The sequence below is a fragment of the Phytobacter ursingii genome (assembly GCF_001022135.1).
GTDB lineage: Bacteria > Pseudomonadota > Gammaproteobacteria > Enterobacterales > Enterobacteriaceae > Phytobacter > Phytobacter ursingii.
In genome coordinates, this window is the sequence record NZ_CP011602.1 from 4325720 (window position 1) to 4351087 (window position 25368).

24 protein-coding genes are annotated in these 25368 nt (G+C 54.5%); 8 read left to right on the plus strand and 16 right to left on the minus strand.

Translation table 11 applies throughout. The features are described 5' to 3' along the window. Window positions 1-63: 63 nt before the first annotated feature. The 3 genes from fadB (at window position 64) to AB182_RS23940 (ending at window position 4025) form a co-directional block, all read left to right on the plus strand. Window positions 64-2253 (plus strand): fatty acid oxidation complex subunit alpha FadB, encoded by a 2190-nt coding sequence (fadB, locus tag AB182_RS23930; RefSeq protein WP_047372267.1) that lies wholly within the window; start codon window positions 64-66, stop codon window positions 2251-2253. A 9-nt stretch (window positions 2254-2262) separates the two neighbouring features. Next, window positions 2263-3426: an acetyl-CoA C-acyltransferase FadA gene (fadA, locus tag AB182_RS23935; RefSeq protein WP_039077067.1), complete on the plus strand. Its 1164-nt coding sequence runs from the start codon at window positions 2263-2265 to the stop codon at window positions 3424-3426. Window positions 3427-3677: 251 nt separating this feature from the next. Then, the gene (locus tag AB182_RS23940; protein ID WP_139153722.1) at window positions 3678-4025 is read left to right on the plus strand and encodes a hypothetical protein; all 348 of its coding nucleotides are present in this window, start codon (window positions 3678-3680) and stop codon (window positions 4023-4025) included. A gap of 43 nt (window positions 4026-4068) precedes the next feature. Here the strand turns inward: AB182_RS23940 and fre are convergent, their stop codons facing one another. Both fre and ubiD read right to left on the minus strand, forming a co-directional pair. Next, entirely contained in the window at window positions 4069-4770 is a 702-nt protein-coding gene (fre, locus tag AB182_RS23945) for an NAD(P)H-flavin reductase (RefSeq protein WP_039077066.1), read from the minus strand. A gap of 60 nt (window positions 4771-4830) precedes the next feature. After that, complete coding sequence (gene ubiD / locus AB182_RS23950; protein WP_120785424.1) at window positions 4831-6324, minus strand: 4-hydroxy-3-polyprenylbenzoate decarboxylase; 1494 nt, start codon at window positions 6322-6324, stop codon at window positions 4831-4833. Window positions 6325-6494: 170 nt separating this feature from the next. On the opposite strand from ubiD, the gene rfaH reads away from it, so the two are divergent. Beyond that, window positions 6495-6983 (plus strand): transcription/translation regulatory transformer protein RfaH, encoded by a 489-nt coding sequence (gene rfaH, locus AB182_RS23955; RefSeq protein ID WP_047372270.1) that lies wholly within the window; start codon window positions 6495-6497, stop codon window positions 6981-6983. A 7-nt stretch (window positions 6984-6990) separates the two neighbouring features. Here rfaH and tatD read toward each other — a convergent pair whose 3' ends face one another. From tatD to udp, 8 genes are all read right to left on the minus strand, one after another. Further along, entirely contained in the window at window positions 6991-7773 is a 783-nt protein-coding gene (gene tatD / locus AB182_RS23960) for a 3'-5' ssDNA/RNA exonuclease TatD (RefSeq protein WP_047372271.1), read from the minus strand. Between the two features lie 41 nt (window positions 7774-7814). After that, window positions 7815-8579 carry a Sec-independent protein translocase subunit TatC gene (tatC, locus tag AB182_RS23965; RefSeq protein WP_047372272.1) on the minus strand — a complete coding sequence of 255 codons (765 nt, stop codon included), beginning with the start codon at window positions 8577-8579 and terminating at the stop codon, window positions 7815-7817. 2 nt (window positions 8580-8581) lie between these two features. Further along, the gene (gene tatB, locus AB182_RS23970; RefSeq protein WP_047372273.1) at window positions 8582-9106 is read right to left on the minus strand and encodes a Sec-independent protein translocase protein TatB; all 525 of its coding nucleotides are present in this window, start codon (window positions 9104-9106) and stop codon (window positions 8582-8584) included. A 3-nt stretch (window positions 9107-9109) separates the two neighbouring features. Further along, the gene (tatA, locus tag AB182_RS23975) at window positions 9110-9364 is read right to left on the minus strand and encodes a Sec-independent protein translocase subunit TatA (RefSeq protein ID WP_047372274.1); all 255 of its coding nucleotides are present in this window, start codon (window positions 9362-9364) and stop codon (window positions 9110-9112) included. Window positions 9365-9439: 75 nt separating this feature from the next. Then, window positions 9440-11080, minus strand: coding sequence for a ubiquinone biosynthesis regulatory protein kinase UbiB (gene ubiB, locus AB182_RS23980; protein ID WP_047372275.1), 1641 nt, complete (start codon window positions 11078-11080; stop codon window positions 9440-9442). Continuing rightward, a complete protein-coding gene (ubiJ, locus tag AB182_RS23985; RefSeq protein ID WP_047372276.1) occupies window positions 11077-11682 on the minus strand; it encodes a ubiquinone biosynthesis protein UbiJ in 606 nt (201 codons plus the stop codon). The genes ubiB and ubiJ overlap by 4 nt, the downstream gene beginning before the upstream one ends. An 11-nt stretch (window positions 11683-11693) precedes the next feature. Further along, window positions 11694-12449 (minus strand): bifunctional demethylmenaquinone methyltransferase/2-methoxy-6-polyprenyl-1,4-benzoquinol methylase UbiE, encoded by a 756-nt coding sequence (ubiE, locus tag AB182_RS23990; protein ID WP_047372277.1) that lies wholly within the window; start codon window positions 12447-12449, stop codon window positions 11694-11696. A 244-nt stretch (window positions 12450-12693) separates the two neighbouring features. Beyond that, the gene (gene udp, locus AB182_RS23995; RefSeq protein WP_047372278.1) at window positions 12694-13455 is read right to left on the minus strand and encodes a uridine phosphorylase; all 762 of its coding nucleotides are present in this window, start codon (window positions 13453-13455) and stop codon (window positions 12694-12696) included. A 255-nt stretch (window positions 13456-13710) separates the two neighbouring features. Between udp and AB182_RS24000 the strand changes: the two genes are divergently transcribed. Further along, window positions 13711-14523 (plus strand): dienelactone hydrolase family protein, encoded by an 813-nt coding sequence (locus AB182_RS24000; RefSeq protein WP_047372279.1) that lies wholly within the window; start codon window positions 13711-13713, stop codon window positions 14521-14523. A gap of 72 nt (window positions 14524-14595) precedes the next feature. Here the strand turns inward: AB182_RS24000 and AB182_RS24005 are convergent, their stop codons facing one another. From AB182_RS24005 to AB182_RS24025, 5 genes are all read right to left on the minus strand, one after another. Continuing rightward, on the minus strand, window positions 14596-15147 hold the full coding sequence (locus AB182_RS24005; protein WP_047372280.1) for a histidine phosphatase family protein: 552 nt from the start codon (window positions 15145-15147) through the stop codon (window positions 14596-14598). A gap of 208 nt (window positions 15148-15355) precedes the next feature. Further along, window positions 15356-16189, minus strand: coding sequence for an MBL fold metallo-hydrolase (locus AB182_RS24010; protein ID WP_052958916.1), 834 nt, complete (start codon window positions 16187-16189; stop codon window positions 15356-15358). After that, entirely contained in the window at window positions 16186-17214 is a 1029-nt protein-coding gene (locus AB182_RS24015) for an ABC transporter ATP-binding protein (protein ID WP_047372281.1), read from the minus strand. Before AB182_RS24015 ends, AB182_RS24010 begins: the two co-directional genes overlap by 4 nt. Beyond that, complete coding sequence (locus tag AB182_RS24020; protein ID WP_223883565.1) at window positions 17202-18914, minus strand: ABC transporter permease; 1713 nt, start codon at window positions 18912-18914, stop codon at window positions 17202-17204. Before AB182_RS24020 ends, AB182_RS24015 begins: the two co-directional genes overlap by 13 nt. A 3-nt stretch (window positions 18915-18917) precedes the next feature. Beyond that, entirely contained in the window at window positions 18918-19895 is a 978-nt protein-coding gene (locus AB182_RS24025; RefSeq protein ID WP_047373425.1) for an ABC transporter substrate-binding protein, read from the minus strand. 135 nt (window positions 19896-20030) lie between these two features. Here AB182_RS24025 and AB182_RS24030 point away from each other — a divergent pair, with 135 nt between their 5' ends. From AB182_RS24030 to AB182_RS32390, 3 genes are all read left to right on the plus strand, one after another. After that, the gene (locus AB182_RS24030) at window positions 20031-20792 is read left to right on the plus strand and encodes a DeoR/GlpR family DNA-binding transcription regulator (RefSeq protein ID WP_047372282.1); all 762 of its coding nucleotides are present in this window, start codon (window positions 20031-20033) and stop codon (window positions 20790-20792) included. A gap of 170 nt (window positions 20793-20962) precedes the next feature. After that, window positions 20963-22150, plus strand: a complete 1188-nt coding sequence (locus tag AB182_RS24035) for a hypothetical protein (RefSeq protein WP_047372283.1) — start codon at window positions 20963-20965, stop codon at window positions 22148-22150. Between the two features lie 441 nt (window positions 22151-22591). Then, window positions 22592-22999 carry a hypothetical protein gene (locus tag AB182_RS32390; RefSeq protein WP_139153723.1) on the plus strand — a complete coding sequence of 136 codons (408 nt, stop codon included), beginning with the start codon at window positions 22592-22594 and terminating at the stop codon, window positions 22997-22999. 48 nt (window positions 23000-23047) lie between these two features. Here the strand turns inward: AB182_RS32390 and metE are convergent, their stop codons facing one another. Then, window positions 23048-25309: a 5-methyltetrahydropteroyltriglutamate--homocysteine S-methyltransferase gene (gene metE / locus AB182_RS24045; RefSeq protein ID WP_047372284.1), complete on the minus strand. Its 2262-nt coding sequence runs from the start codon at window positions 25307-25309 to the stop codon at window positions 23048-23050. Window positions 25310-25368 lie beyond the last annotated feature (59 nt).

Below are 25368 nucleotides of genomic sequence, written 5' to 3' on the forward strand. Positions count from 1 at the left end.
ATAAAAACCACACTCCGCTTCATCTGGTATGACCAGATCCCTTGCTGGATTCAGGAGACTGACATGCTCTACAAAGGCGATACCCTATATCTTAACTGGCTGGAAGATGGCATTGCCGAACTGGTGTTCGATGCCCCCGGGTCGGTGAATAAATTAGACACAGCAACCGTCGCCAGCCTCGGCCAGGCGCTGGATGTGCTGGAGAAACAAGCGGATTTGAAAGGCCTGCTGCTGCGTTCAGAAAAAGCGGCGTTCATTGTCGGTGCCGATATTACCGAATTCCTCTCTCTGTTCCTGGTTCCGGCAGAACAACTGAGTACCTGGCTGCACTTTGCCAACAGCGTGTTCAATCGCCTGGAAGATTTGCCGGTACCGACGATTTCTGCCGTCAACGGCTATGCCCTGGGCGGTGGCTGCGAATGCGTACTGGCAACTGACTACCGTCTCGCGACGCCGGATCTGCGCATTGGTCTGCCGGAAACAAAGCTGGGCATCATGCCAGGTTTTGGCGGATCCGTCCGAATGCCACGTTTGCTGGGTGCAGACAGTGCGCTGGAAATCATTGCTGCAGGGAAAGATGTCGGAGCCGAAGAGGCGCTGAAAATCGGCCTGGTTGATGGCGTGGTTCAGCCGGAAAAATTAAAAGCGGGTGCGGTGGCGATTTTACGCCAGGCGATTAACGGCGATCTCGACTGGAAAGCCAGGCGCCAGCCGAAGCTGGAGCCGCTGCACTTAAGTAAAATTGAAGCCACCATGAGCTTCACCATTGCCAAAGGCATGGTCGCGCAGACAGCAGGCAAACATTACCCCGCCCCCATAACAGCGGTTAAAACCATTGAAGCGGCTGCTCGCTTTGGTCGTGAAGAAGCCCTGAGGCTTGAAAACCAAAGTTTCGTTCCCCTGGCGCACAGTAAAGAAGCCCGCGCACTGGTTGGTATCTTCCTCAACGATCAGTACGTGAAAGGCAAAGCGAAAAAACTGACCCGTGATGTTGAGACGCCAAAACAGGCCGCCGTGCTGGGTGCCGGGATCATGGGCGGTGGCATCGCTTACCAGTCAGCCTGGAAAGGCGTGCCGGTCATCATGAAAGATATCAATGACAAATCGCTGACGCTGGGTATGAGTGAAGCGGGTAAGCTGCTCAATAAACAGCTTGAGCGCGGCAAGATCGACGGTCTGAAACTGGCAGGCGTGATTTCCACGATTCACCCGACCCTCGACTATGCCGGATTTGAGCGCGTCGACGTCGTGGTTGAAGCGGTTGTTGAAAACCCGAAAGTTAAAAAAGCTGTACTGGCGGAAACCGAAGACAAAGTACGCCCGGATACCGTTCTGGCTTCAAATACCTCCACCATTCCCATTTCCGAGCTGGCAAGCGTACTCAAGCGCCCGGAAAACTTCTGTGGGATGCACTTCTTCAACCCGGTACACCGTATGCCGCTGGTTGAAGTGATTCGCGGAGAAAAAACCTCCGACGCAACCATTGCCAAAGTGGTGGCGTGGGCCAGCAAAATGGGCAAAACGCCGATTGTAGTGAACGACTGCCCCGGTTTCTTCGTCAACCGCGTGCTGTTCCCCTACTTTGCAGGTTTCAGTCAGTTGCTGCGCGACGGCGCGGATTTCCGCAAAGTCGATAAAGTCATGGAGAAAGTTTTTGGCTGGCCGATGGGCCCGGCCTATTTGCTGGATGTGGTCGGTATCGACACGGCACATCACGCTCAGGCCGTCATGGCGGCGGGCTTTCCCCAGCGGATGCAGAAAGATTATCGCGATGCTATCGACGCGCTGTTCGATGCCGGTCGCTTCGGGCAGAAAAATGGTCTTGGCTTCTGGCGCTATAAAGAAGACAGCAAAGGTAAACCGAAGAAAGAAGACGATACCGAGGTGAATGGCCTGCTGGCAGAGGTTAGCCAGCCGAAGCGCGACGTTAGCGACGATGAGATCATCGCCCGCATGATGATCCCGATGGTCAACGAAGTAGTGCGCTGCCTGGAAGAGGGCATTATCGCCAGTCCGGCAGAAGCCGATATGGCGCTGGTCTACGGTCTCGGTTTCCCTCCGTTCCACGGCGGGGCATTCCGCTGGCTCGACACGCTTGGCAGCGCAAAATATCTCGATATGGCGCATCAGTTCCAGCACCTTGGCCCGCTCTATGAAGTCCCGGCCGGGCTGCGCGAGAAAGCGCGCCAGAACGAGGCGTATTATCCCCCGGTTGAACCTGCTCGTCCGGCAGGCGAACTGAAAACGGCTTAAGGAGTCACAATGGAACAGGTTGTCATTGTCGATGCAATTCGCACCCCGATGGGCCGTTCAAAAGGCGGCGCATTTCGCAACGTGCGCGCGGAAGATCTCTCCGCGCACCTGATGCGCAGCCTGCTGGCGCGTAACCCGGCGCTGGACGCCTCTGCGATTGACGATATCTACTGGGGCTGCGTACAGCAGACTCTGGAGCAGGGTTTCAATATTGCCCGCAATGCGTCGCTGCTGGCGGAGATCCCCCATTCGGTTCCGGCAGTCACCGTTAACCGCCTGTGTGGTTCTTCAATGCAGGCGTTACACGATGCTGCCCGCATGATCATGACCGGCGATGCGCAGGTGTGCCTTGTTGGCGGCGTGGAGCATATGGGCCATGTTCCCATGAGCCACGGCGTGGATTTTCATCCGGGCATGAGCCGTAATGTGGCAAAAGCCGCGGGAATGATGGGGCTTACCGCCGAGATGCTCTCACGGATGCACGGCATTAGCCGTGAAATGCAAGACGCATTTGGCGCGCGTTCTCATGCCCGCGCCTGGGCCGCCACGCAGTCCGGGGCATTTAAAAACGAAATCATCCCCACCGGCGGCCATGATGCCGATGGCGTGTTAAAGCAATTTAATTATGACGAAGTTATCCGCCCGGAAACCACCGTTGAGGCGCTCTCGGCCTTAAGACCGGCGTTCGATCCGGTTAGCGGCACGGTGACCGCAGGAACCTCTTCCGCCCTTTCCGACGGCGCATCGGCAATGCTGGTCATGAGTGAAAGCCGTGCCCGCGAGTTGGGTCTGAAACCACGTGCGCGCGTACGCTCCATGGCTGTCGTCGGGTGCGATCCGTCCATTATGGGTTATGGCCCGGTTCCGGCATCGAAACTGGCGCTGAAAAAAGCGGGTCTGACTACCAGCGACATCGACCTGTTCGAGATGAACGAAGCGTTTGCCGCGCAGATCCTGCCATGCATTAAAGATCTGGGGCTAATGGAGCAGATTGACGAGAAGATCAACCTTAACGGCGGCGCGATCGCGCTCGGTCACCCGTTGGGTTGTTCCGGTACACGTATCAGCACCACCCTGCTCAATCTGATGGAACGCAAAGACGCCCAGTTTGGTCTGGCGACCATGTGCATCGGTCTGGGTCAGGGCATCGCAACGGTATTTGAGCGAGTTTAATCACGATAACATCCCTGAATAATTCGCGCTGCATCATGGCGGCAACGGAGCACATCCCCGGACACACAGATAACGCTGTGACCGGGGTAAGGTCCGGCCATCCGCCGCCAACAAAAAAAGCAGTGTGAATGATGTCGGGGTAAATTTAGTTGCCGTTTTCCCGCCTGTCAGGGGCGGGCTTTTTATTTCTTATCCTTCACACCATCCCTTACACTCCCCATGGAAATAACACTCCATCAATAAGGGAATACATGATGAATATTATTCTGCCGTTATCCTGCCTGATTGCTCTGGCACCTACGCTCACACTGGCCAATAAAGACGTCAGCCAGGAACAGGTGATGGCGCAACGCTGCCTGACGTTTGGGCTCAACAAGCTCAAGGCCGACGATCAGGGATTATATGCGAAACTACAAACCGCCAGACCGAACGCCAGCACCGCGGTTATTGAGCGTTTCGATGAAAACATCGGTAGCCAGCATGTTGCGACCAGGGTGACGGCAAGCCTCGAAACAAAGCAAGGCGCGACAGGAGAGATGATGTGTCTGTTAGAAAACGATAAGCCGCTGTTTGTTTATTTCTATAGCGTGGATGAGTGATTGCTGAACACCACCCCCGGGAAGGGGTGGTGTTCGGAAAGGCTTAAATAAATGCGAATGCGTCGCCAAACAGGCGGTCTTCACGCGCGCCACGTTCATTGCAGAACAGGTCACGGGCGATTTTCGCCATCTCAAAACGTCCGGCAATATAAATATCGTGCTCTGCCAGCGTACCGAAATCCTGCAATACGGCGGTCAGTACGGTTCCGCTGCGGCCACGCCAGTTCTCTTCCGGCTGCTCAACGACCGGCACCACGCGCAGGTTCGGGTGATCAACGGACAGCGCTTCCAGCTCAGACAGATCGTACAGGTGCTTCTCTTCGCGTCCGCCCCAGTAAATGGTGATATCACGGTTTGGGTTTTGCTCAAGCGCCGTCAGCAGAATAGAACGGGCGTAGGAGAAACCGGTCCCCCCGGCAATTAGCACCAGCGGACGTTCTTCATCGTCACGCAGCCAGGCGTCACCGTGCGGAAGATCAACCACAATTTCCCGGTCTTTCAGGATGCGGTCCATCACCGCCATGGCGTAGAGATTTAATTCGGATGCGCCAATGTGCAGCTCGATAAAATCATGCTGGCTCGGCGTGGAGGCCAGAGAGAAGGGGCGTTTGTCTCGTTCATCCATCACTACCATTAAGTACTGGCCAGCGCGAAAAGAAAAAGCCGCTTCCGGCACTAAACGGACGCGATATACGGTATCGGTGATGGCGTCTACCGAGGTCACTTTACAGCTTAAGGTTGTCATGCGCTCCCTCTGTCGGGTTCATACTCGTTGTCGTAATGTCTGGCGAAAAACGGTGGCGCGTCAGGCACCTTTACCGTCACTAAAAATGGCCAGCTCATCCCAGATGGCGTCGATACGCGCCGTCACGTCAGGATCTTTCCTGATAGGGCGTCCCCACTCTCGTTCGGTTTCGCCAGGCCATTTATTGGTGGCATCCAGGCCCATTTTTGAGCCAAGTCCGGATACCGGCGAGGCAAAATCCAGGTAATCAATTGGCGTGTTCTCCACCAGTACTGTGTCCCGCGCCGGGTCCATACGGGTGGTGATCGCCCAAATAACATCGTTCCAGTCACGCGCATTGACATCATCGTCACAGACAATCACGAACTTGGTGTACATAAACTGGCGCAAGAACGACCAGACACCCATCATGACGCGTTTTGCATGACCTGCGTACTGTTTCTTGATAGTGACGACCGCAAGGCGATAAGAACAGCCCTCCGGCGGCAGATAAAAATCGACGATTTCCGGGAACTGCTTTTGCAGAATCGGGACGAACACTTCATTGAGCGCCACACCTAATACGGCGGGTTCATCCGGTGGGCGTCCGGTGTAGGTCGAATGATAAATCGCATCTTCACGCTGAGTAATGTGCGTGACGGTGAAGACCGGGAAGTTATCGACCTCGTTATAGTAACCCGTATGGTCACCATACGGCCCCTCGGGCGCCATCTCTCCAGGCTCAATATAGCCCTCCAGTACTATTTCCGCACTGGCCGGGACTTCTAAATCATTGGAAAGACATTTGACAACTTCGGTTTTGGTGCCGCGCAGTAACCCGGCGAAAGCATATTCCGACAGGGTATCCGGAACAGGCGTCACCGCCCCCAGAATGGTCGCCGGGTCGGCGCCCAGGGCGACAGAGACCGGGAAACGTTCGCCCGGATGCGCCGCACACCACTCCTGATAATCAAGTGCACCGCCGCGATGGGACAACCAACGCATGATCAACTTATTTTTTCCAATCAGTTGCTGGCGATAAATGCCTAAATTCTGGCGCTCTTTTTGTGGCCCACGCGTAACGGTTAACCCCCAGGTAATCAGCGGCGCGACATCATCAGGCCAGCACTGCATGATAGGGATTTTGGTGAGATCGACATCGTCGCCCTGCACCACCTTTTGCTGGCAAGGCGCACCGCGCAGCCGTTTAGTCGGCATGTTCAACACTTGTTTAAACTGGGGGAGCTTATCAAAGAGGTCGCGGAAGCCTTTTGGCGGCTCCGGCTCTTTCAGAAAGGCCAGTAATTTTCCCACTTCTCGCAGGGCGCTTACCTCTTCCTGCCCCATACCCAACGCAACCCGACGTGGTGTACCGAATAAATTGCATAGCACCGGCATCGTGTAACCTTTTGGGTTTTCGAACAGTAACGCCGGCCCCCCCGCGCGCAGGGTGCGGTCAGCAATTTCCGTCATCTCCAGATGGGGATCAACCGGTAACGTAATGCGTTTTAATTCGCCCTGCCGTTCAAGCAGCGTCAGAAAATCACGTAGGTCATGGTATTTCATGGGGTTTATAATGGCCTCTTGCTAAGCGCTCTATTATACGGTGTTCATCTTCACGTTGCTGTAATTTTGTTAAATCAAGGTGAAAGAGGACGGTAAGTATTGTCGCCAGTTATAATCAACTTCGCCATCGCCTTAGGCTTTTGGTATGCTTGCTCACCGAACTTTCGGAAAAGAACATTATGCAATCCTGGTATTTACTTTACTGCAAACGAGGCCAGCTCCAGCGCGCCCAGGAACATCTTCAACGCCAGGCGGTAAACTGCCTGACGCCAATGATCTCGCTGGAAAAAATGGTCCGTGGTAAACGTACCATGGTGAGCGAACCGCTATTCCCAAACTATCTGTTTGTCGAGTTCGATCCCGAGGTGATTCACACCACGACGATTAATGCTACCCGTGGCGTTAGCCACTTTGTCCGTTTTGGCGCGAGTCCGGCGCAGGTTCCTTCGACGGTCATTCACCAGCTTTCCCTGTATAAACCCGAAGGGGTTACCGACCCTGAAACGCCGTACCCCGGCGATAGCGTGATCATTACCGAAGGCGCGCTCGAAGGTCTACAGGCTATCTTTAAAGAGCCGGATGGCGAAGCCCGCTCTATGTTGCTGCTTAACCTGTTAAATAAACAGGTACTGCAGAGCATCAAAAACACCGACTTCCGTAAAGTCTGATCCCACGTTAAAGCCGGATGCCAAACAGCGTCTGCACGTTTTGGTTAGTCACGTCGCTAAGCCATTGGGCATCTTCGCCGCGCAACTGAGCGACACAGGACAGAATATGCCCCAGATGCGCGGGTTCGTTGCGCCTTGATGCCGGTTTCGGCGACAAATCCCGCGGCAGTAAATACGGCGCATCGGTTTCAACAAACAGACGGTCAGCGGGGACATGCGGCACCACGTCGCGCAATTCCAGTCCACGTCGTTCATCACACACCCAGCCGGTAATGCCCAGATAGATACCCCGAGCCAGGCACGCCTGCGCTTCGTGTAATGTGCCGGTAAAACAGTGCAGCACCGCGCCGGGCAAGCGAGGAAGCCACGGATCCAGTAGCGTCAGAAAACGATCATGGGCATCGCGGCAGTGTAAAAAAACGGGCATAGCAAGTTCTGCCGCCAGCGCCAGCTGCGCGGTAAAAGCCCGTTCCTGCTCTTCGGGGGTAGAGAAATTACGGTTGAAATCGAGCCCACACTCCCCTATTGCCACCACTTCTGGCTGTTCGGCGAGTTGCCGGAGGGTATTTGCCGTTTCCTGTGTCCAGCTACTGCTGTCGTGCGGGTGTACGCCGGCGGTGGACCAACAGCGCGGGTAGTGTTTGGCCAGTTGCTGTGCCTGCAGACTTTCATGCAGGTTAGTGCCGGTAAGCAGCATGCCGCTGACACCCGCCGCCTGCGCACGGGCCATCACATCATCACGATCTTTGGCAAACTGGGAACTGGTGAGATTCACACCGATATCAAACATACAGCGCTCCAGACAACAACCGCCCTGACGGGCGGCTGAATTTACTCTTCTGTAGTGGTTTCTTCTTCGCCTTCGTCACCCTGACGACGCTTACCCGTGTAGAAGCGCGCGAAAAAGACGCCCACCTCAAACAGACAGTACATGGGTATAGCCAATAGCGTCTGGGAGAAAACATCCGGCGGCGTCAACAGCATGCCCACCACAAATGCCCCTACCAGTACATACGGTCGTTTCTGGCGCAGCGATTGCGGCGTAGTGACGCCCATCCAGCACAACAGCACAATAGCGACGGGCACTTCAAACGCGACGCCAAAGGCCATAAACAGCCCCATGACGAAATTCAAATAGCTCGCAATATCGGTCGAGACAAGTACCCCCTCCGGTGCCGTATGTGTCAGGAAGCCAAACGCCAGCGGGAATACCACAAAGTAGGCGAAGGCCATACCGATATAGAACAGCAGCGAACTGGAAACCAACAAGGGGATGATCAGACGGCGCTCATGTTTATAGAGCGCCGGCGCCACAAACGCCCACACCTGATAGAGAATGACCGGCGCCGAGAGGATCAGCGACACCATGAAGGTCAATTTGATCGGCGTGAAGAAGGGCGAAGCCACATCGGTTGCGATCATTGTCGCGCCCAGCGGCATCTGTTTAATCAATGGCGCTGAGACTATCTGATAGATGTCATTGGCAAAATAAACCAACGCCAGAAAAATCACGATAACTGCAATGATGCAGTTTAACAGGCGCTTACGTAGCTCAATCAAATGCGTGATGAGCGGTTGAGTATCATCGACAGCCATGTTCAGGATTTATCACTTGAAGAAGGGGTCGCCTCAGAAGCCGTTTTCGCTTCTGCAGCCTGAGTTACCGTTTTTTTCGCCTCGGGCACATCCTGAATATCAGGAACCTGTTCCGGTGCGCTGGCCTGCGCTTCCGCCGTTGCCGGCGTGACGCCTTCGTGCTGCGCTTCGTTGCCTTTCACCACCGGGTTATGGATAGTGTGCGCTTCATCGCTGGCCTTTTCCGGATCGTTGACGGTATAAGAACGTTTCATCGACTCGGCCGCCTGACGCAATTCATCCATTGAAGCCTTCAGTTCCGGCGTCAGGTTTTCCAGGCTGGCTTTCTCAACTTTCTTCAGGCTGTCCTGAAACTCCTGCAGCTTGAGCTCTTGAGTCAGTTCATTTTGCACCGTCGTCGCCATCGAGCGCAGCGCGCGGATCCAGCCCACAATCGTACGCACCGCAACGGGTAAACGCTGCGGCCCCAGTACGACCAGGCCGATGACGAAGACTAATAACAGTTCGCTAAAACCAATATCAAACACGAATTACACCTGTTCTTTGTCGTGACGCTTTTCATCTTTCTTCGCGTCCTCTTGCTTATCAGCAAGCGATTTAGCAGTGAAATCCGCATCCTCTGCAGATTTGTCTTTGTCTTGCTTGTCATCGTCGCTCATGGCCTTTTTAAAGCCTTTGATCGATGCCCCCAAATCGGAACCGATAGAACCGAGTTTTTTCGTTCCAAACAGCAGCACGACGATAACCGCAATAATCAACAACTGCCAAATACTGATACCACCCATACATAGTCCTCTGTAGGAGATGATGAAAACAAGCCACAGTATACGTTACCGTGCCTCCCAGGGGCGATGTGAAAATCAGCGAGATTTGCGCCAACCGACAATCCAGGCTAACAAACCGATAGCCATTAACCAACCTGGCGAGAAACCCCATTCCGGACGGTTAATCAGCAACAGGGTCCCACTCAACATCAGCGTCGCACCGATGCCAAACAGATAACGGGATTGCCCCTGACGCACATGGTTTGTCTGCAACTCGCTGGCGATCCTGTCAACGCTATGCTGCAATTGCTTACCCTGCCGCAAGCTGTTGTACACCAGTTCAGGAAGTTCTGGCATCTTCTCGATCCAGAAGGGGCCTTTCTCTTTCACCGCTTTCAACAGCGCCGGAATACCCACCTGATCTTTAATCCAGGATTCAAGGAACGGCTTCGCCGTTTTCCATAAATCAAGCTGTGGGTAAAGCTGACGTCCCACACCTTCAATATAAAGCAAGGTCTTTTGCAACAGCACCAGCTGCGGCTGGACTTCCATATTGAAGCGGCGCGCGGTGTTAAACAGGTTCAGCAGCACATGGCCAAACGATATTTCCGCCAGCGGCTTTTCAAAAATCGGTTCGCACACGGTACGAATGGCAAACTCAAAATCTTCAACGTTAGTATCCGGCGGCACCCAACCGGAATCGACATGCAGTTCAGCCACCTTACGGTAGTCACGATTGAAGAAGGCGATAAAGTTTTCCGCAAGATAGCGCTTATCTTCTTTGTTCAGCGACCCGACGATACCGCAGTCGATACCGATATACTGTGGATTTTCCGGGTGTTCAAAGCTGACAAAAATATTGCCAGGGTGCATATCTGCATGGAAGAAACTGTCGCGGAAGACCTGGGTGAAGAACACCTGAACGCCTCGTTCAGCCAACAATTTCATGTTGGTACCGTTTTTCTCCAGTGCCGCCACATCGGAAACCGGAATGCCGTAGATGCGCTCCATCACCATCATGTTCTGACTACAGTAGTCCGGATACACTTCGGGGATATAGAGCATCGGGCTATCGTCGAAATTACGTCGCAGCTGGATAGCGTTCGCCGATTCACGAAGCAAATCGAGTTCGTCAATCAACGTTTTTTCGTACTCGCGCACCACTTCTTGCGGACGCAGACGCCGCCCGTCAGGCAGCAAGCGAGGCACCCAGCCGGCCAGACGGTAAATCAATTTTAAGTCCGCTTTGATAATCGGCAGAATGTCCGGGCGGATAACTTTAATGACCACCTCTTTGCCGTTCTCTTTCAGCCGCGCGGTGTGCACCTGAGCAATGGAGGCAGACGCCAGCGGTTCAATCTCAAAATCATCAAACCATGCATCCACAGGCAGACCGCCCATCGCTTTTTCAATCTGTTGTTTAGCAAGTACGCCATCGAAAGGAGCCACTTTGTCCTGCAACATGGCCAGTTGATCGGCAATGTGCGGCGGAAAGAGATCGCGTCGGGTAGAGAGCATTTGCCCGAATTTAATCCATACCGGACCTAACTCCTGTAACGCCAGGCGTAAGCGTACCCCAAGCGCTTTCTCTTTATGCCGGTTGGGCATCCAGAATAGCGTGCGCCGCCAGAGTCGCAGCGGCAACGTAATGCGCATGACGGGGATAAGCTCATCAAGGCCGTAACTCAAAAAGGTCTGGATGATGAAATAGAGGCGCCGTATTTCTCCTGGCGTCATTTGCCCTCCAGTTTATCCAGGCGTTGGCTAAATGCGTCAACCGCACGTTCCATTGCGGCCGTTTCTTCAGCAAACCAGGCCACTTCCAGTGCCCCTGGAGCCAGACGCCATTCTTCGGTAAGCACTTCTGCCACATAGCGCTGCTGACGCTCAAAGACGTGGCGCGCCAGAAACACGCCATTACGCAGCGCCTTGCCAATCCCCTCAGCAGCGACATCGCCGGTATAAGGGGCCAGCAGTTCCGCGACATCGAATTCGGCCAGATCCATGAGCGCAACAAGATTTTGCACCACCTGGATATCGCCCTGTACTTCCAGCTCGCCCGAGCGAATCAGCGCAGTTAACTGTTTTCTGTCGCGCAGCCCAGGCAAAACGCGAAGCTGGGTCATCACCGTACAGTCCGCCTCGCCTTCCCATTCGCCCAGCACATCGACCTGGCGTTCACTAAAGGCCAGCACCAGTGGCGAAGCAAACTCTTTTAGCGCAATGCGCAACACTTTTCCCTGTAACCGCTGACGGGCAGGTTTAAGCGCCCGCTCGCGATAAAAAAAGGTATTCAGCATACGCTCAACACCCGCAGTCACCAGTGGCTTAAAAGGCATGTGAACTCCTGTCAGAACTTGTAGCCACGATGCAGCGCAACAATGCCTGCGGTCATGTTGTAGTAATCGACGTTTTCAAAACCCGCGCTCTGCATCATCGCTTTCAGGGTTTCCTGATCCGGATGCATGCGGATGGATTCCGCCAGATAGCGGTAACTTTCCGCATCACTGGCGACCAGTTGCCCGATGCGCGGCAGCACGTGGAAAGAGTAGGCGTCATATACCTTGCTCAGTGGTTCAATGATCGGTTTGGAAAACTCCAGCACCAGCAGGCGTCCACCCGGTTTAAGCACGCGGTACATGGAACGCAGAGCGCTCTCTTTTTCGGTGACGTTACGCAGACCAAAAGAGATGGTGATGCAGTCAAAGGTGTTATCCGGGAACGGCAGCGCTTCGGCATTCGCCTGGACATATTCGACGTTGCCGATAACACCAATATTGCGCAGTTTTTCGCGGCCCATTTTGAGCATGGACTCGTTAATGTCTGCCAGCACAACCTGACCTGTTTCGCCGACCAGACGAGAGAATTTAGCCGTCAGGTCGCCGGTTCCGCCGGCCAAATCGAGAACTTTTTGCCCGCGACGCACGCCGCTACAGTCGATCGTAAAACGTTTCCACAAACGGTGAATGCCCATCGACATTAAGTCGTTCATGACATCGTATTTTGCGGCAACCGAGTGGAACACATGCGCCACCATCTCGGCTTTCTGATCTTTGGCGACGGTCTGAAAACCAAAGTGCGTCGTCTCTTTTGAATCTTCCGCCATCTTAGTGCCTGCTATTGAAGAAAATGTTCGTGAAGTGTAACAGATTGGGCGAGATTGCCCTACGTTTCAACCCTCCGCTGAACAGTTCATTAAGCCCGTGTTCGGAAAGCGTCGAGGTCGAATCGGTTGTTTTTATTGTGAACCGCAAGCGTGGCAGGTGGGCGAAATACGGATTAATCCCGCCCCGGGAAACAACAGATAAGCAAAAGGCCGGACATGCCGGCCTTTATACGAAAGGAAACAATTACAGCAGACGGCGCGCGGCTTCTACTACAATTTTCACCGCATGGCTTTCCGTTTGCTTCATGGTCTCAGCGTTTGGAATTTCCTGCTGGGTACGGTTAACGATAACGCCCGCTACCATCCCGGCGCGCAGGCCCTGGCTTGCGCACATGGTCAGCAAGGTTGCGGATTCCATTTCGTAGTTCATCACGCCCATGGACTGCCACTCTTCCATAGACCCCTTGAAACGGCTTACCACACGGCCGGAGAAGGTGTCATAACGTTCCTGGCCTGGGTAGAAAGTATCGGATGAGGCGGTCACGCCGATATGGGTGGTTGCCCCAACCTCTTTCGCCGCCGCCACCAGCGCGGTGGTGCACTCGAAGTCAGCCACAGCCGGGTATTCCATCGGCGCAAAATGCAGGCTTGCGCCGTCCAGACGTACGGACGCGGTCGTCACCAGTACATCGCCAACGTTAATGTTTGGCTGAATAGCACCTGTCGTACCGACGCGCAGGAAGGTGCGGATACCCAGTTGGGCCAGTTCTTCCACAGCGATAGAGGTCGACGGGCCGCCGATACCGGTGGAGCAGACAATGACAGCTTTGCCATCCAGTTCTGCGCGCCAGGAGGTGAACTCGCGGTGAGATGCCAGCTTAACCGGCTTATCCATCAGCGCGGCGATCTTTTCCACACGCTCTGGATCGCCCGGAACGATAGCAAGCGTAGCCCCTTGTAAATCGTTCTTGGTGAGGCCGAGATGAAAAACATCAGACTTGGACATAAAAACTCCTCTGTGATCAGGGTTAGTCAGAAGAAGCAAAACGGTACTTTACAGAAGGCATGCGCGCAATTTCGTGACTGAGATCTCCATGATGTAATTTGTTTGCATAACATTTCCATAAAATAATGATATCAATCACACTAACACATTCAGCCGCCTCGCCCTGCTCCAAAGATAGCCTTTTTCGCACAGGATGATTTGCGTTCTGTCGGACTATAGTTAATGGAGCGCTAAATAAAGGGTATGGAGAAAGCCATGACAACAAATACATTACCGGGCTTCGCACCGGCGGCATCACCTCACGCGTCCACTACACTGCACACTCCGGAAGACGCCATCATCGCTGGCGAAACCACGATCCCAAGCCAGGGCGACAGCATGCCGGCGTATCACGCACGACCAAAAGACGCCAGTGGCCCTTTGCCAGTGGTACTGGTGATTCAGGAAATCTTTGGCGTACATGAACATATTCGCGATCTTTGTCGCCGCCTTGCCCTCGAAGGGTATCTGGCCGTGGCGCCGGAACTCTATTTTCGTCAGGGCGATCCGAATGATTTCGCCGATATTCAGACCCTCTTTGATGGACTGGTCATGAAGGTGCCCGATGCGCAGGTACTGGCCGATCTCGATCATGTTGCCAACTGGGCGGCACGTAACGGTGGTGATGCCCATCGCCTGCTGGCGACCGGTTTTTGCTGGGGAGGACGGATTGCCTGGCTGTACGCGGCGCATAACCCGCAACTGAAAGCGGCGGTCGCCTGGTATGGAAAACTGGTGGGACAAAAATCATTGAATTCACCGAAACATCCGGTGGATATCGCCACAGACCTTAATGCACCGGTACTTGGTCTGTATGGCGCACAGGATACAGGGATCCCTCTGGAAACCGTCGACACCATGCGGCAGGCGTTACGCGCCGCCAACGCGCACGCCGAGATCGTAGTTTACCCTGACGCCGGGCATGCGTTTAACGCCGATTATCGTCCCAGCTACCATGAAGAATCGGCCAAAGATGGCTGGCACCGGATGCTGGACTGGTTCGCCCAGTACGGCGGCGTCGCACGCTAATACTGCCCATGCGGCGCGACGCAGGAGAATATGACCTGTGTTGCCCGCAGCACTTCTTGCATCGCGTGCCGCTTAACCACGTTCCGCCAGCGGCATGATCTGCCACTCTTGCGGCGTTTCACCAGGCGAGATCCACATAGGCACCGCGTTGCCCACCCGATCGCCATAAGGCGTGCCGAAGGCGTGGTAACGGATCACACGGTAAACACCAGAATGCGCCACAATCAACGGCGTATCGTATTGTTCCAACAGGCTATTAAGCGCATCCGTCACGCGGGTGCAGAACGTCTCCCAGCTTTCGCCGCCAGGCGGCGTGTTTTCATAGGGGGTTAACTCGGCCAGCGGACGGTTTTCCAGCTCGCCCCAGTCACGCTCACATAAATCCGGCATAACAACATGGGCCGCGCCAGGCAGCGCCAGTTCGAGGGTACGCTGAGCCCGCTTGAGTGAACTCACCGCCACCCCATTCCAGTCATAGCGGCCCAGAATGGGTGCAGCGGAACGTGCCTGCTGCTCCCCTTCGTCGGTCAGCGGCACATCCGTGCTCCCGCCAATCACTTTATCGCGGTTAAGCGGCGTCTCGCCGTGACGAACAAAAACAAAGGGTTTGCATATCAGTGGCATAAATCCACCCTCAACATATTCTGCGTAACGATGTGACATCCAGGCGCGAACTGCCAGTCCTGGATGTCCTCTACATGAGTAAACATCGGCACCAGCCTGCTGCACTTTAGCATCGACACTAACAACATTAAGGTTTTGAGAGTTGGATGCACATTCCAGCGACAAAAATCCACTTCCCCGGCCAGCCATTGTTGATGGTTAAGGCGATTCATATGACCCGTAAACAACGTGCGGTGATGGAAATCTTTTCGTCGACGCAGTTCCCCCGCCATCCCACTTTGCCCATCAGGATCAGCGATGACTGAGCGGAAAAGGCCGGAAGCGTGCGTAAAAGCTGCTGCAGCTCAGCCTCCACATCCTGGTGCAAACTGCCGTCATTATGCGCCGCCATTTGCCTGAGCATCTCCTGGCAAGGCGCATCAAGCGCGATGTCGGTACGTCCCTCACGCGCTAATAGCAGCGCCAGTTCCACCGCCCGGCCCGACGGCGGCACCGGACACAGCGCAGGAAGCGTCAAGCGAGCGCGCAATTTATCCCACTGCTGGCGTTGCGAAACGTTATAGAGCCCGTATGACGCATCCACCAGCGCAAGCCCGGCAGGCGGGGGGACATCAAAGCGAAATAATGCCGACTCCATACTGATATCGCCGCTATAAAACAGGCCATCGGCCACATCCAGATGAAACCACACCCCTCCCCAGGCGTGTCCGCAACTGCCCGTCGTCACCGTAATGTCGCCCAACTGGAATTGCCCACGCACCGCAATCGGGTGGACGTTACGCCCTGCGGGTAAAGATTGCGCCGTGGTCTGCGTACAATAGACCGGGATGTGCGGCGCAAGACGATGCAGGCCGCCGATATGATCAACATGATCGTGACTTAGCAGGATCGCATCGATCTTTTCCGGTACAGGCCAGAGTTCCGCATGCGGATCCAGCGCGCCGCCTGCATCGAGCAAAATACGTTGCCGGGGCGTGGAAACCAGAATCGCTGCGGGGGCTTTATGTCCCGCCCCGCTGATAATCTCAATTTGTACCGTCACGCCGCCTCCAGGCACCATCCCTGCATCAGACGCACACGAGTGCTCTGCTGTTCACGCAATGGCAAAGAATGGAAAGCACTTAAGTGCTGTCCGTCCGGCAGACGCAGCTCCAGCAGATAGCGTTCCCCCTGGAAAATACAGCTTTCCACCATTGCCGGCAGCCCGTTATCCCCCACCATGACATGTTCCGGACGAACCAGTACCTGCTGGCGCGGTTGGGTATTTTCGGGCGCGAGACCTTCATGCAGTTGCTGACTCTCTAACTGCGCTGCCGGATGCCGGGCCGCCAGCGACAGAATGCTGCCTTTGCCGATAAACCTTGCCACCCAGGCATTTTGCGGATGCTGATACAGCGTCTGCGGCGCGCCCCACTGCATTAATTCCCCCTGATGCATCACTGCAATGTGGCTGGCCAGCGCCATTGCCTCAGCCTGATCGTGCGTGACATAGACGAATGTCGCCCCGGTACGACGATGAAATTCGCGAAACGTCTGTTCCATGGTGGCGCGCAGATGGCGATCGAGATTTGCCAGCGGTTCATCCAGCAATACCACTTCCGGCTCCGACACCAGGCAGCGGGCCAGCGCCACGCGCTGGCGTTGACCGCCGCTGAGCGCCTGCGGCGAGCGCCCGGCATACGCGCCCAGCTCCACCACATCCAGCGCTTCCATCACCTGCTTCTGGCGCGCAGCGCCATTCACTTTGCGCAATTTCAGCGGATAACCGACGTTTTCTGCCACGGTCATATGCGGCCAGAGGGCATAAGACTGAAACACCATCCCCATATCACGGGTCTCCGGTGGCATATGCACCCGCGCATCCGCCAGCAGGCGATCCCCCAGCAACAAACGCCCGGAAGAGAGGTGTTCAAGTCCGGCAAGGATGCGCAGCGTAGTAGTTTTGCCACAGCCGCTCGGCCCCAGCAGCGCGGTGAACGCCCCTTCGGGAATGGTCAGATTCAGATCCCGCACCACGGCCTGTTCACCAAACACCTTGTTCAGCCGTTCCAGTATTAGCTCTGCCACGGGATAACTCCTTTGGGTAAATATTTGCCGAGAGTACTCAGCAGCAACATGACGCAGGCCACCAACCCCACGACTAACACGGAGATCGCCGAGGCCAACACTTTGTTACCGCTTTCGTCGAGATTAAAAATCACTACGCCGAGCGTCTCTTTACCCGCGCTCCACAGCAGCGCAGAGACAGTCAGCTCATTGACGGCGGTCAGAAAGACCAGCAGCGCCCCGGCAAATGCGGCGGGAGCTAGCAGCGGCAGCACAATATGACGCAGGCGCTGAGAGAAGTTAGCGCCTGCCAGACTGGCCGCCTCTTCCATCGCCGGGTCGAGCTGCAGCATGCTGTTATGCACCGGCTTTAAGCAGACCGTCAGGAAACGGGCAAGATAGGCGAGGAAAATGATAGTCAGCGTGCCACTCAGGCTGATCCCCACCAGCGGCAGCGGGCGGGCAAAAAGTAAAATAAAGGCAATCGCCAGCACCACCCCCGGCAGGGTGTAAGGAATATCGATAACGTTATACAACCATCGCAGCGGACGACTGGGAAAACGCACCAGTAGCCAGGCCAGCGGCAGGCACAGCAGCATCAGAACCAGTGAGGCGCTCACGGAAAGCGTGATGCTGTTGGTGAGCGCACGCCAGGTGGCGCTCTGGTTATCAAACATCGCCCGCCAGGCGGCAAAGGTCAGCGTATCGGCATTCAGCGGTACGCCCAGCGTGGGAACCAGCGACGTCGCAATCAGCGCCAGCAGCGGCGCCAGCAGAATGGCACACAGCACCATGCCCAGCAGCACTTCGGTCACCAGCCGCCATTTGCCTAACTGAAAGCTCAGTGCCCGCCCGGCCATTCCGATAAGCGGCAGCACATGGCGACGTTGCATCACTCCCTGTAAAGTCACGATACCGATGGCAAGAACACCCATCAGCACAGACAGCGCCGCAACGTCATTTAACATCGACGGACCAAAGCTGGAGAGCGTCTGGTAAATCTGAATCGGCAGAACAAAATAGGAAATGGGTATCCCGAGCATGGCGGGAATACCGAAGTTACCCAGTGCGGAGACAAACGCAATTGCCGCGCCGGCCCACAGCGCGGTGCGGCACAGCGGCAATACGATATCGATAAAGACCCGCCACAACGACGCGCCATTCAGGCGCGCGGCTTCAATTTGCTCCTTTGGCAGGCACTGTAGCTGTGTGCGCAGCGCCAGAAACACCAGCGGCGCATGCTGGATACCCAACAACAGCGCAATGCCTTCCGGCGAGTAAAGGGGATTGGTACTGCCGAACCCTGGCGCAAGCCCGATACTGTTGAGCAAAATGCTGCTGGGGCCAAACAATTGTAACCAGCTCAGGGCAGTGACCTGCGGAGGGATCATCATCGGCAACATGAACAGAAAGACCCAAATCTGCTTACCGCGAATATTGGTCAGGGCCAGGCAAAAGGCGAAAAAACTGCCCAACAGCAGCGACAGTATCGTGCCCAGGCCGCTGGTGTACAGGCTGTTATAGAGCGCAACCCAGGTGGATTCATTGCTCAACACGCGCCACAGACTACTGTTGCTGCCTTGTTGCCAGTCAAAGAGCGCGGAAATAAGCAGTCGCAGGCTGGGCAGCAGGCTCAGCAAGGCGATCAGTGCGAGTAAAAGCCATAGCAGCCCTTTCGGCGGGCTGCTGGCGGCGGGTTGACGCAGTGTCATATCTGCCATGACTTAGCGGTTTCCGAACAGATCAGCAAAGCGCTTTTTGTTGGCTTCGGTATCAGCCAGCGCTTTTGCCGGGTCGTATGGCATCAGTTTAATGGTGTCACGCGCCGGGAAACCCTGCGGTACTGGCAAGCTGGCGTCCGCGGTCAGGTAGCCCTGTTTGAGCACCAGCTTCTGTCCGTCTGCGGAGAGAACAAAATCAATGAAGGCTTTCGCACCCTCAGGGTTTTTCGCCCCTTTCATCATGGCGACCGGTTCGGTCACGATACTGACGCCCTCTTTCGGGAAGACAAACTCAATCGGTGCGCCTTTGGCTTTCTCGCGGATCGCCATGTAATCCACCAGTACGCCGTAGGCTTTGCTGCCGGAGGTAATAGCGCTCATCACGCCGCCATTACCGCTCTGCGGCATCGCGCCGTTTTCTTTCAGTTTCTCGTAATACTGCCAGCCTAGCTGCGGGTCATTCATTAACGTCGCCATATGGATCTGCGCGGCGCCGGAATAGAGCGGGCTTGGCAACGTAGTCATGTTTTTCAGCTCAGGCTTGAGCAGATCCTGCCAGGATTCCGGCTTTACCGGGGCTTTGCTGTGATAGGCAATGCCCGTGGTGATAAGTTTCGTTCCGTAGTAGTAACCGTCTTTATCGTAGAGCTGCGCATCGTAGCGGCTGGCCTGCGGTGATTTGTAAGCCGCCAGCAGATTTTGCTGTTTCAGGGACTCCATCGATACGCTGTCGGCAATGAGTAAGACATCCGGGCTGGTGCCGCCAGCGGAAATTTCAGCCTGCATACGGGCAATCAGCTTTGCGGTTCCATCGCGAATCCATTTTACTTCGACATCCGGGTGCGCCTGTTCAAACGCGCTCACCGTCATTTGCGCATCTTCGGTTGGCTGGCTGGTGTAGAGCGTCAGAGTGGATTTCGCGAAAGCAGTACCACTCATGAAAGCCAGCAAAGCCGCTGCCAGCGCAATTTTCTTACTCATGGTTTCGTCCCCTTGGTTTTCGTTGTGACGATTAAAACAAGGGAATCTGACAGAAATATGACCCGTTTTTTTCGTAGTAATAATTTCATATTCGCCGGATAGCATGAGCGCAAATCCCCTCTGCCGGACGCAAATATGACTCCTGAAACACGTCGCAGCGCGATTGTCGCCATCGTGACAGAGCACGGTGAGAGCAGCATTGAACAACTGGCGCACTATTTCGGCGTCTCGCTGCAAACGGTGCGCAGCGATTTGCGTGAGCTCACCGCGCAAGGGCTGTTATTACGCCGTCATGGCATGGTCGCCCCTTTCGCGCGCGAAAATATCGGTTATCAGCAGCGCGAGATCGTCAACGTCATCGGTAAGCGCTGGATTGGCGAGCGAGTCGCGCAGCTGCTCAGCGAGGCGCAAAGCTGCTTTCTTGGAACCGGCACCACCGTGGAAATGGTGGCGCGCGCCCTGCCGGACGATATCCATCTGGCGGTGTGTACCAATAATCTGCACGCCGCCACGCCGCTCAGCCTGCTCCCTGGCTGCGAACTGACCGTCGCGGGGGGTCGCGTGCGTAAGCGCGATCTGGATGTGATTGGCAGTGACGCCCTGACCTTCTTTCGCCGCTATCGCGTGGATATCGGCGTGGTGTCCGTCGGCGGCATTGGTGAAGAAGGCGAGTTGTACGATTTCAACGATGAAGAGGTAGTCGCACGTCAGGCGCTGGTCGCCAGTGCGGAAGTCAATGTCCTGGTGGTCGACAGCACCAAGTTTGGCCGCCGGGCGATGTGCCGCAACGGTGATATCGGCGACTTTGACTATGTGGTGAGCGACAGAGCCCCTACCGGCCCCCAAAGCGACCTGCTGGCACAGCGCCGCACGCAATGGCTGTGTCGGGAAGAATAAAATAGCATATTCAATGTACGTACCCTGAAAATAAAGAGATCACATAATTCGTGATCTCTGTGGGTCGTAAATCAAATCAATTGCATATATAAAACACATCTCAGCCAATCATTAAATAACGTCAGGATGACGTTTACTCTCATCACGTCAATACGATTAAAGGATTAATAATGCCCACCTATACCGTAAGCACCCAAATTCGTTCTAACGTCAAACCTGATGATATTCTTTATGACCTATTAATTTATCGAATGGATTCACAGCGTAATAAACATATTATTGTCGAGGTGACACAACAACAAATACTGAGTAATTATGAAACACAACGACATATTACTCAGGAAACTGCCGATCCGCTCTCAACGATGTATATCATGGAAGTCACCCTTTACCGAAAACGTATGCTGGGTGCATCGCGGGTTCACGACACGCCTTTTACCAAAATGTATTCCTTAGGGGAATTTGGTTCCGGGCGTGCATGGTCTGCAATTAAACGCGAGAATCCGTGTTTTTTCGTGACAACAGGACAAACGCGCCTGGTAAAATCCGGTGAGGAAAACATACAGGTCGTTATGATATCAAGGCCCGAACGTCCCTTTATTGCTAAGGAGTATCCTATTGGCCATGACCTCGATCCCTTCGAACGCAGTACCATTCAAGAGCAGATAACCACGAGATTCAATCAGCTGGATTATCCAGATCAGGGCGATAGCAGCTTATGCGGCCCAGCCGCTTTTTTCTACTGCCTGCAAATGGACAGACCCGATGTCTACGCGCAGGCAGCACGTGAACTCTGGTGCTGGGGTAAAACCAAAATTGGCGAGTTGGAAATTGTGCCGGGAGAGGGGTGTAGACATCCATCAGGGGCATTTTACAATCACACCTTGCCCCCAAGAGCCACTATTTCTGGTATCGACTGGATAACCCTCGCCAGCCTCAGAGATTCGGAAAATACGGTGCTCAGCTACGACGCCGTCGATTGCCCTGCCGCCGGGGTCACCATGTGGCAGACCCTGACAGAGTGGTTCCAGAAGGCGGGCTATGAACTTGTATTCTGCAATGCAGGCATCACACGGGGTAGCGTGGAAGACATTCATCTCTTTAATGATTACGTCAACAGAGGGTACAAAGTCGTTACGCTTGTCGCCGGAGGATTGCTAGAAGGTAACGATTCAATTTTCACTGTGCCAAATCACTGGATCGTTTGGGATGGTATGTTAACGGAAGATGTTCATAGAAATCTCAATCTGAAGCTTTTTTCATGGGGTGAAATAGACAATTTAGTTAAACAAGATCAAGGTATTAAATTTTTTCAGAACAGATTTTTTGGGGGGTTGGTTTTCAAACCATTAATATGAAAACATTTAAGATGCTACTAATTGTTATCATTTTTACATGTACGGCATGTACCCCACATATAAGATTTCTACCTGAAAAGTCCGTACTCAATGATGCCGTATTACATCAACCCTATTCAGCCAAAATCAATATTATTGGCAGACCCGTCATCAGCAAGAGTTTTGGTAGTGACTTTTATCCTTCAGATAGCGGCCTGTATCTTGAACCATATGGTAGAACTGCGCTTACAAAGTTCAATTGTGTCCTGATTAAAGGAATACCAGTTAAACCAGGCCTCGTAACACTTCGAATCGTAGGGTCGGGTTATATTGCTATGTTCGAAAAAGCTCCACATTTCGACAAAACCTACACCATTAATGTTCTGGACCATTAACATACATATTCAGAAGATGAATAGCATCACTATTCGCTATAGGTATAACTCAAGGATAAATTAACACATGGATAAAATCTTTATACTGATGATGACAATATGTTTGACATCATGTAGCCAACATTTTTCTTTCTTACCAGAAAACCCCAGGTTACATGATGCCGTAGTACATCAGCCTTATTCGGCGAAAATCACTATTTTCGGCGCCCCTGTTATTAGTCCCGGTATAGAATTACGTCTTGCTCCAGAAAATACGGGTCTTACCATCAAATATTGCCAGATCCCAGAGTGGCGAATGTCAGACAAAACAACAGATACCCGTGATCTGAATTGCATTCAGGTGCAAGGCACACCCGTCAAAACAGGGGTTGTCACCTTCCTGGTTGCAGGAGGTGGTTACGCACATATGTTTGAAAGTTCAAAGGAATTTGAAAAAACCTACACCATCAACATTCTGGCTTCAGAAGACAAGTAAATAAAGCGATCGCCTGGCGATCGCTTTTCATTATGAGCCACCAGCTTCTTACGCCTGACGCAAATTCTGCGCGGCTTTTACCATGTTTGCCAGGGCGCTTCGGGTTTCTGGCCAGCCGCGGGTTTTCAGGCCGCAGTCCGGGTTTACCCACAGGCGCTCTGCCGGGATACGCTGGGCGGCTTTCGTCAGTAACGCCTCAATCCACGCCACGCTCGGTACGTTCGGCGAGTGAATGTCATACACGCCCGGCCCGATTTCGTTCGGGTATTCAAACTCTTCGAACGACTCCAGCAGTTCCATATCCGAGCGCGACGTCTCAATGGTGATCACGTCTGCATCCAGCGCGGCGATGGAATCCATAATGTCGTTAAACTCGCAATAACACATGTGGGTATGGATCTGGGTGTCATCCCTCGCCACGGCCGCACTGATGCGGAAAGCCTCTACGCCCCACGCCAGATAGGCATCCCAGTCGCGACGGCGCAGCGGCAGGCCTTCACGCAGGGCAGGTTCGTCAATCTGGATGATACCGATACCGGCGGCTTCCAGATCCGCCACCTCATCGCGCAGCGCCAGGGCAATTTGTTTAGCGATGGTTTCACGGCTCACGTCTTCACGCGGGAAGGACCAGCACAGAATCGTCACCGGCCCTGTCAGCATGCCTTTTACCGGCTTGTTGGTCAGGGACTGCGCATACTTCGCCCACTCCACAGTGATCGCTTCCGGACGGCTGATATCGCCAATCACCACCGGCGGCTTCACGCAGCGGGAGCCGTAGCTCTGCACCCAGCCGTTCTGGGTAAAGACAAAACCGTCGAGATGCTCGCCAAAGTATTCCACCATGTCGTTACGCTCGGCCTCACCGTGGACCAGCACGTCCAGCCCTAAACGCTCCTGTTCCACAATTGCCTGCTTAATGTGTTCAGCGATACCGGAACGGTAGTTGTGCGCGTCCAGATTGCCCTTTTTGAAGTCCAGGCGCAGACCACGGATCTCAGTGGTCTGCGGGAAGGAACCGATGGTCGTGGTCGGCCATGCGGGCAGGTTAAAGCGAGCGCGCTGTGCTTTGGCGCGGTCTTCATAGGTACTGGTGCGCTGGCTGTCTTCTGCCGTGATGGCCGCCAGACGCTGTGAAACGGCGGTATTGTGCACGCGGGTTGAGTGGCGACGCGCATGAATCGGGGCACTCCAGGCCTCAATTGCAGCAGTATCACCGCTGTTCAGCGCATCGCGTAAAAGCGCCAACTCTTCACATTTTTGCAGGGCGAAGGCAAACCAACTCTTCACTTCCGCATCCAGACGCGTCTCTATGTTCAGATCAATCGGGCTATGCAGCAGGGAACACGAAGAGGCCACCCACAGCGGGCGCTGCCCTAATACCTCTTTAATCTGCGCATATTTTGCGCTCAGGTCGGTACGCCAGACGTTACGGCCATTCACCAGCCCTGCCGAGAACAGCCAGTCAGCGGGCAGACGTGTGTGCAGTTCGGCAACGTTATCTTTGCCGTGGACAAGGTCAACGTGCAACCCCTGTACCGGTAGCGCGGTGATGATGTTGAGGTTTGGTGTTACGCCTTCAAACCAGGTGGTCAGCAGCAGTTTCACCTGGCCTGCGAGTACGTCATAAGCCGGTTTGAAGGCATCCAGCCAGTCTTGCGGCAACTCCAGTACCAGTGCGGGCTCGTCGATTTGTACCCACTCGACGCCGCGTTTCGCCAGTTCAGCCAGCACCTGTTTGTAGACGGGCAGAATGTCATTAAGCAGGCTTAGTCGATCAAACTGTTCACCTTTCACTTTGCCCAGCCACAGATATGTCACTGGCCCCAGCAGGACAGGCTTCACGTTGTGCCCCAGCGCCAGCGCTTCGTCGACTTCTTCCAGCAGTTGCGTCCAGGTGAGTTTGAACGACTGCCCTTTCACGAACTCCGGCACTATGTAATGGTAATTGGTGTTAAACCATTTGGTCATTTCCGCCGCTGCCGCCGGTTCACCGGTCGGCGCGCGGCCACGACCAATGCGAAACAGGGTATCGATATCGACGGAGCCGTCACTGTTCTGATGACGAGCCGGAATGTTGCCGAGCAGCAGGCTGGTGGTCAGAACATGGTCGTACCAGGCGAAATCCCCCACCGGCAGCAGGTCGATACCCGCCGCTTTTTGCTGATCCCAGTGGCGAGAGCGCAGTTCGCGCCCTGTCGCCAGTAGCGCTTCACGGGAGGAGTTACCCGCCCAGTAACTTTCTTGCGCTTTTTTCAGCTCGCGACGCAGGCCAATGCGAGGGAAACCGAGGGTGTGGTTTAAAACTGTCATATGTGCTTCCTCTAATTAATTGTAAATCCAATGGATTTTGAATTTAGGGAAGGCGGCAA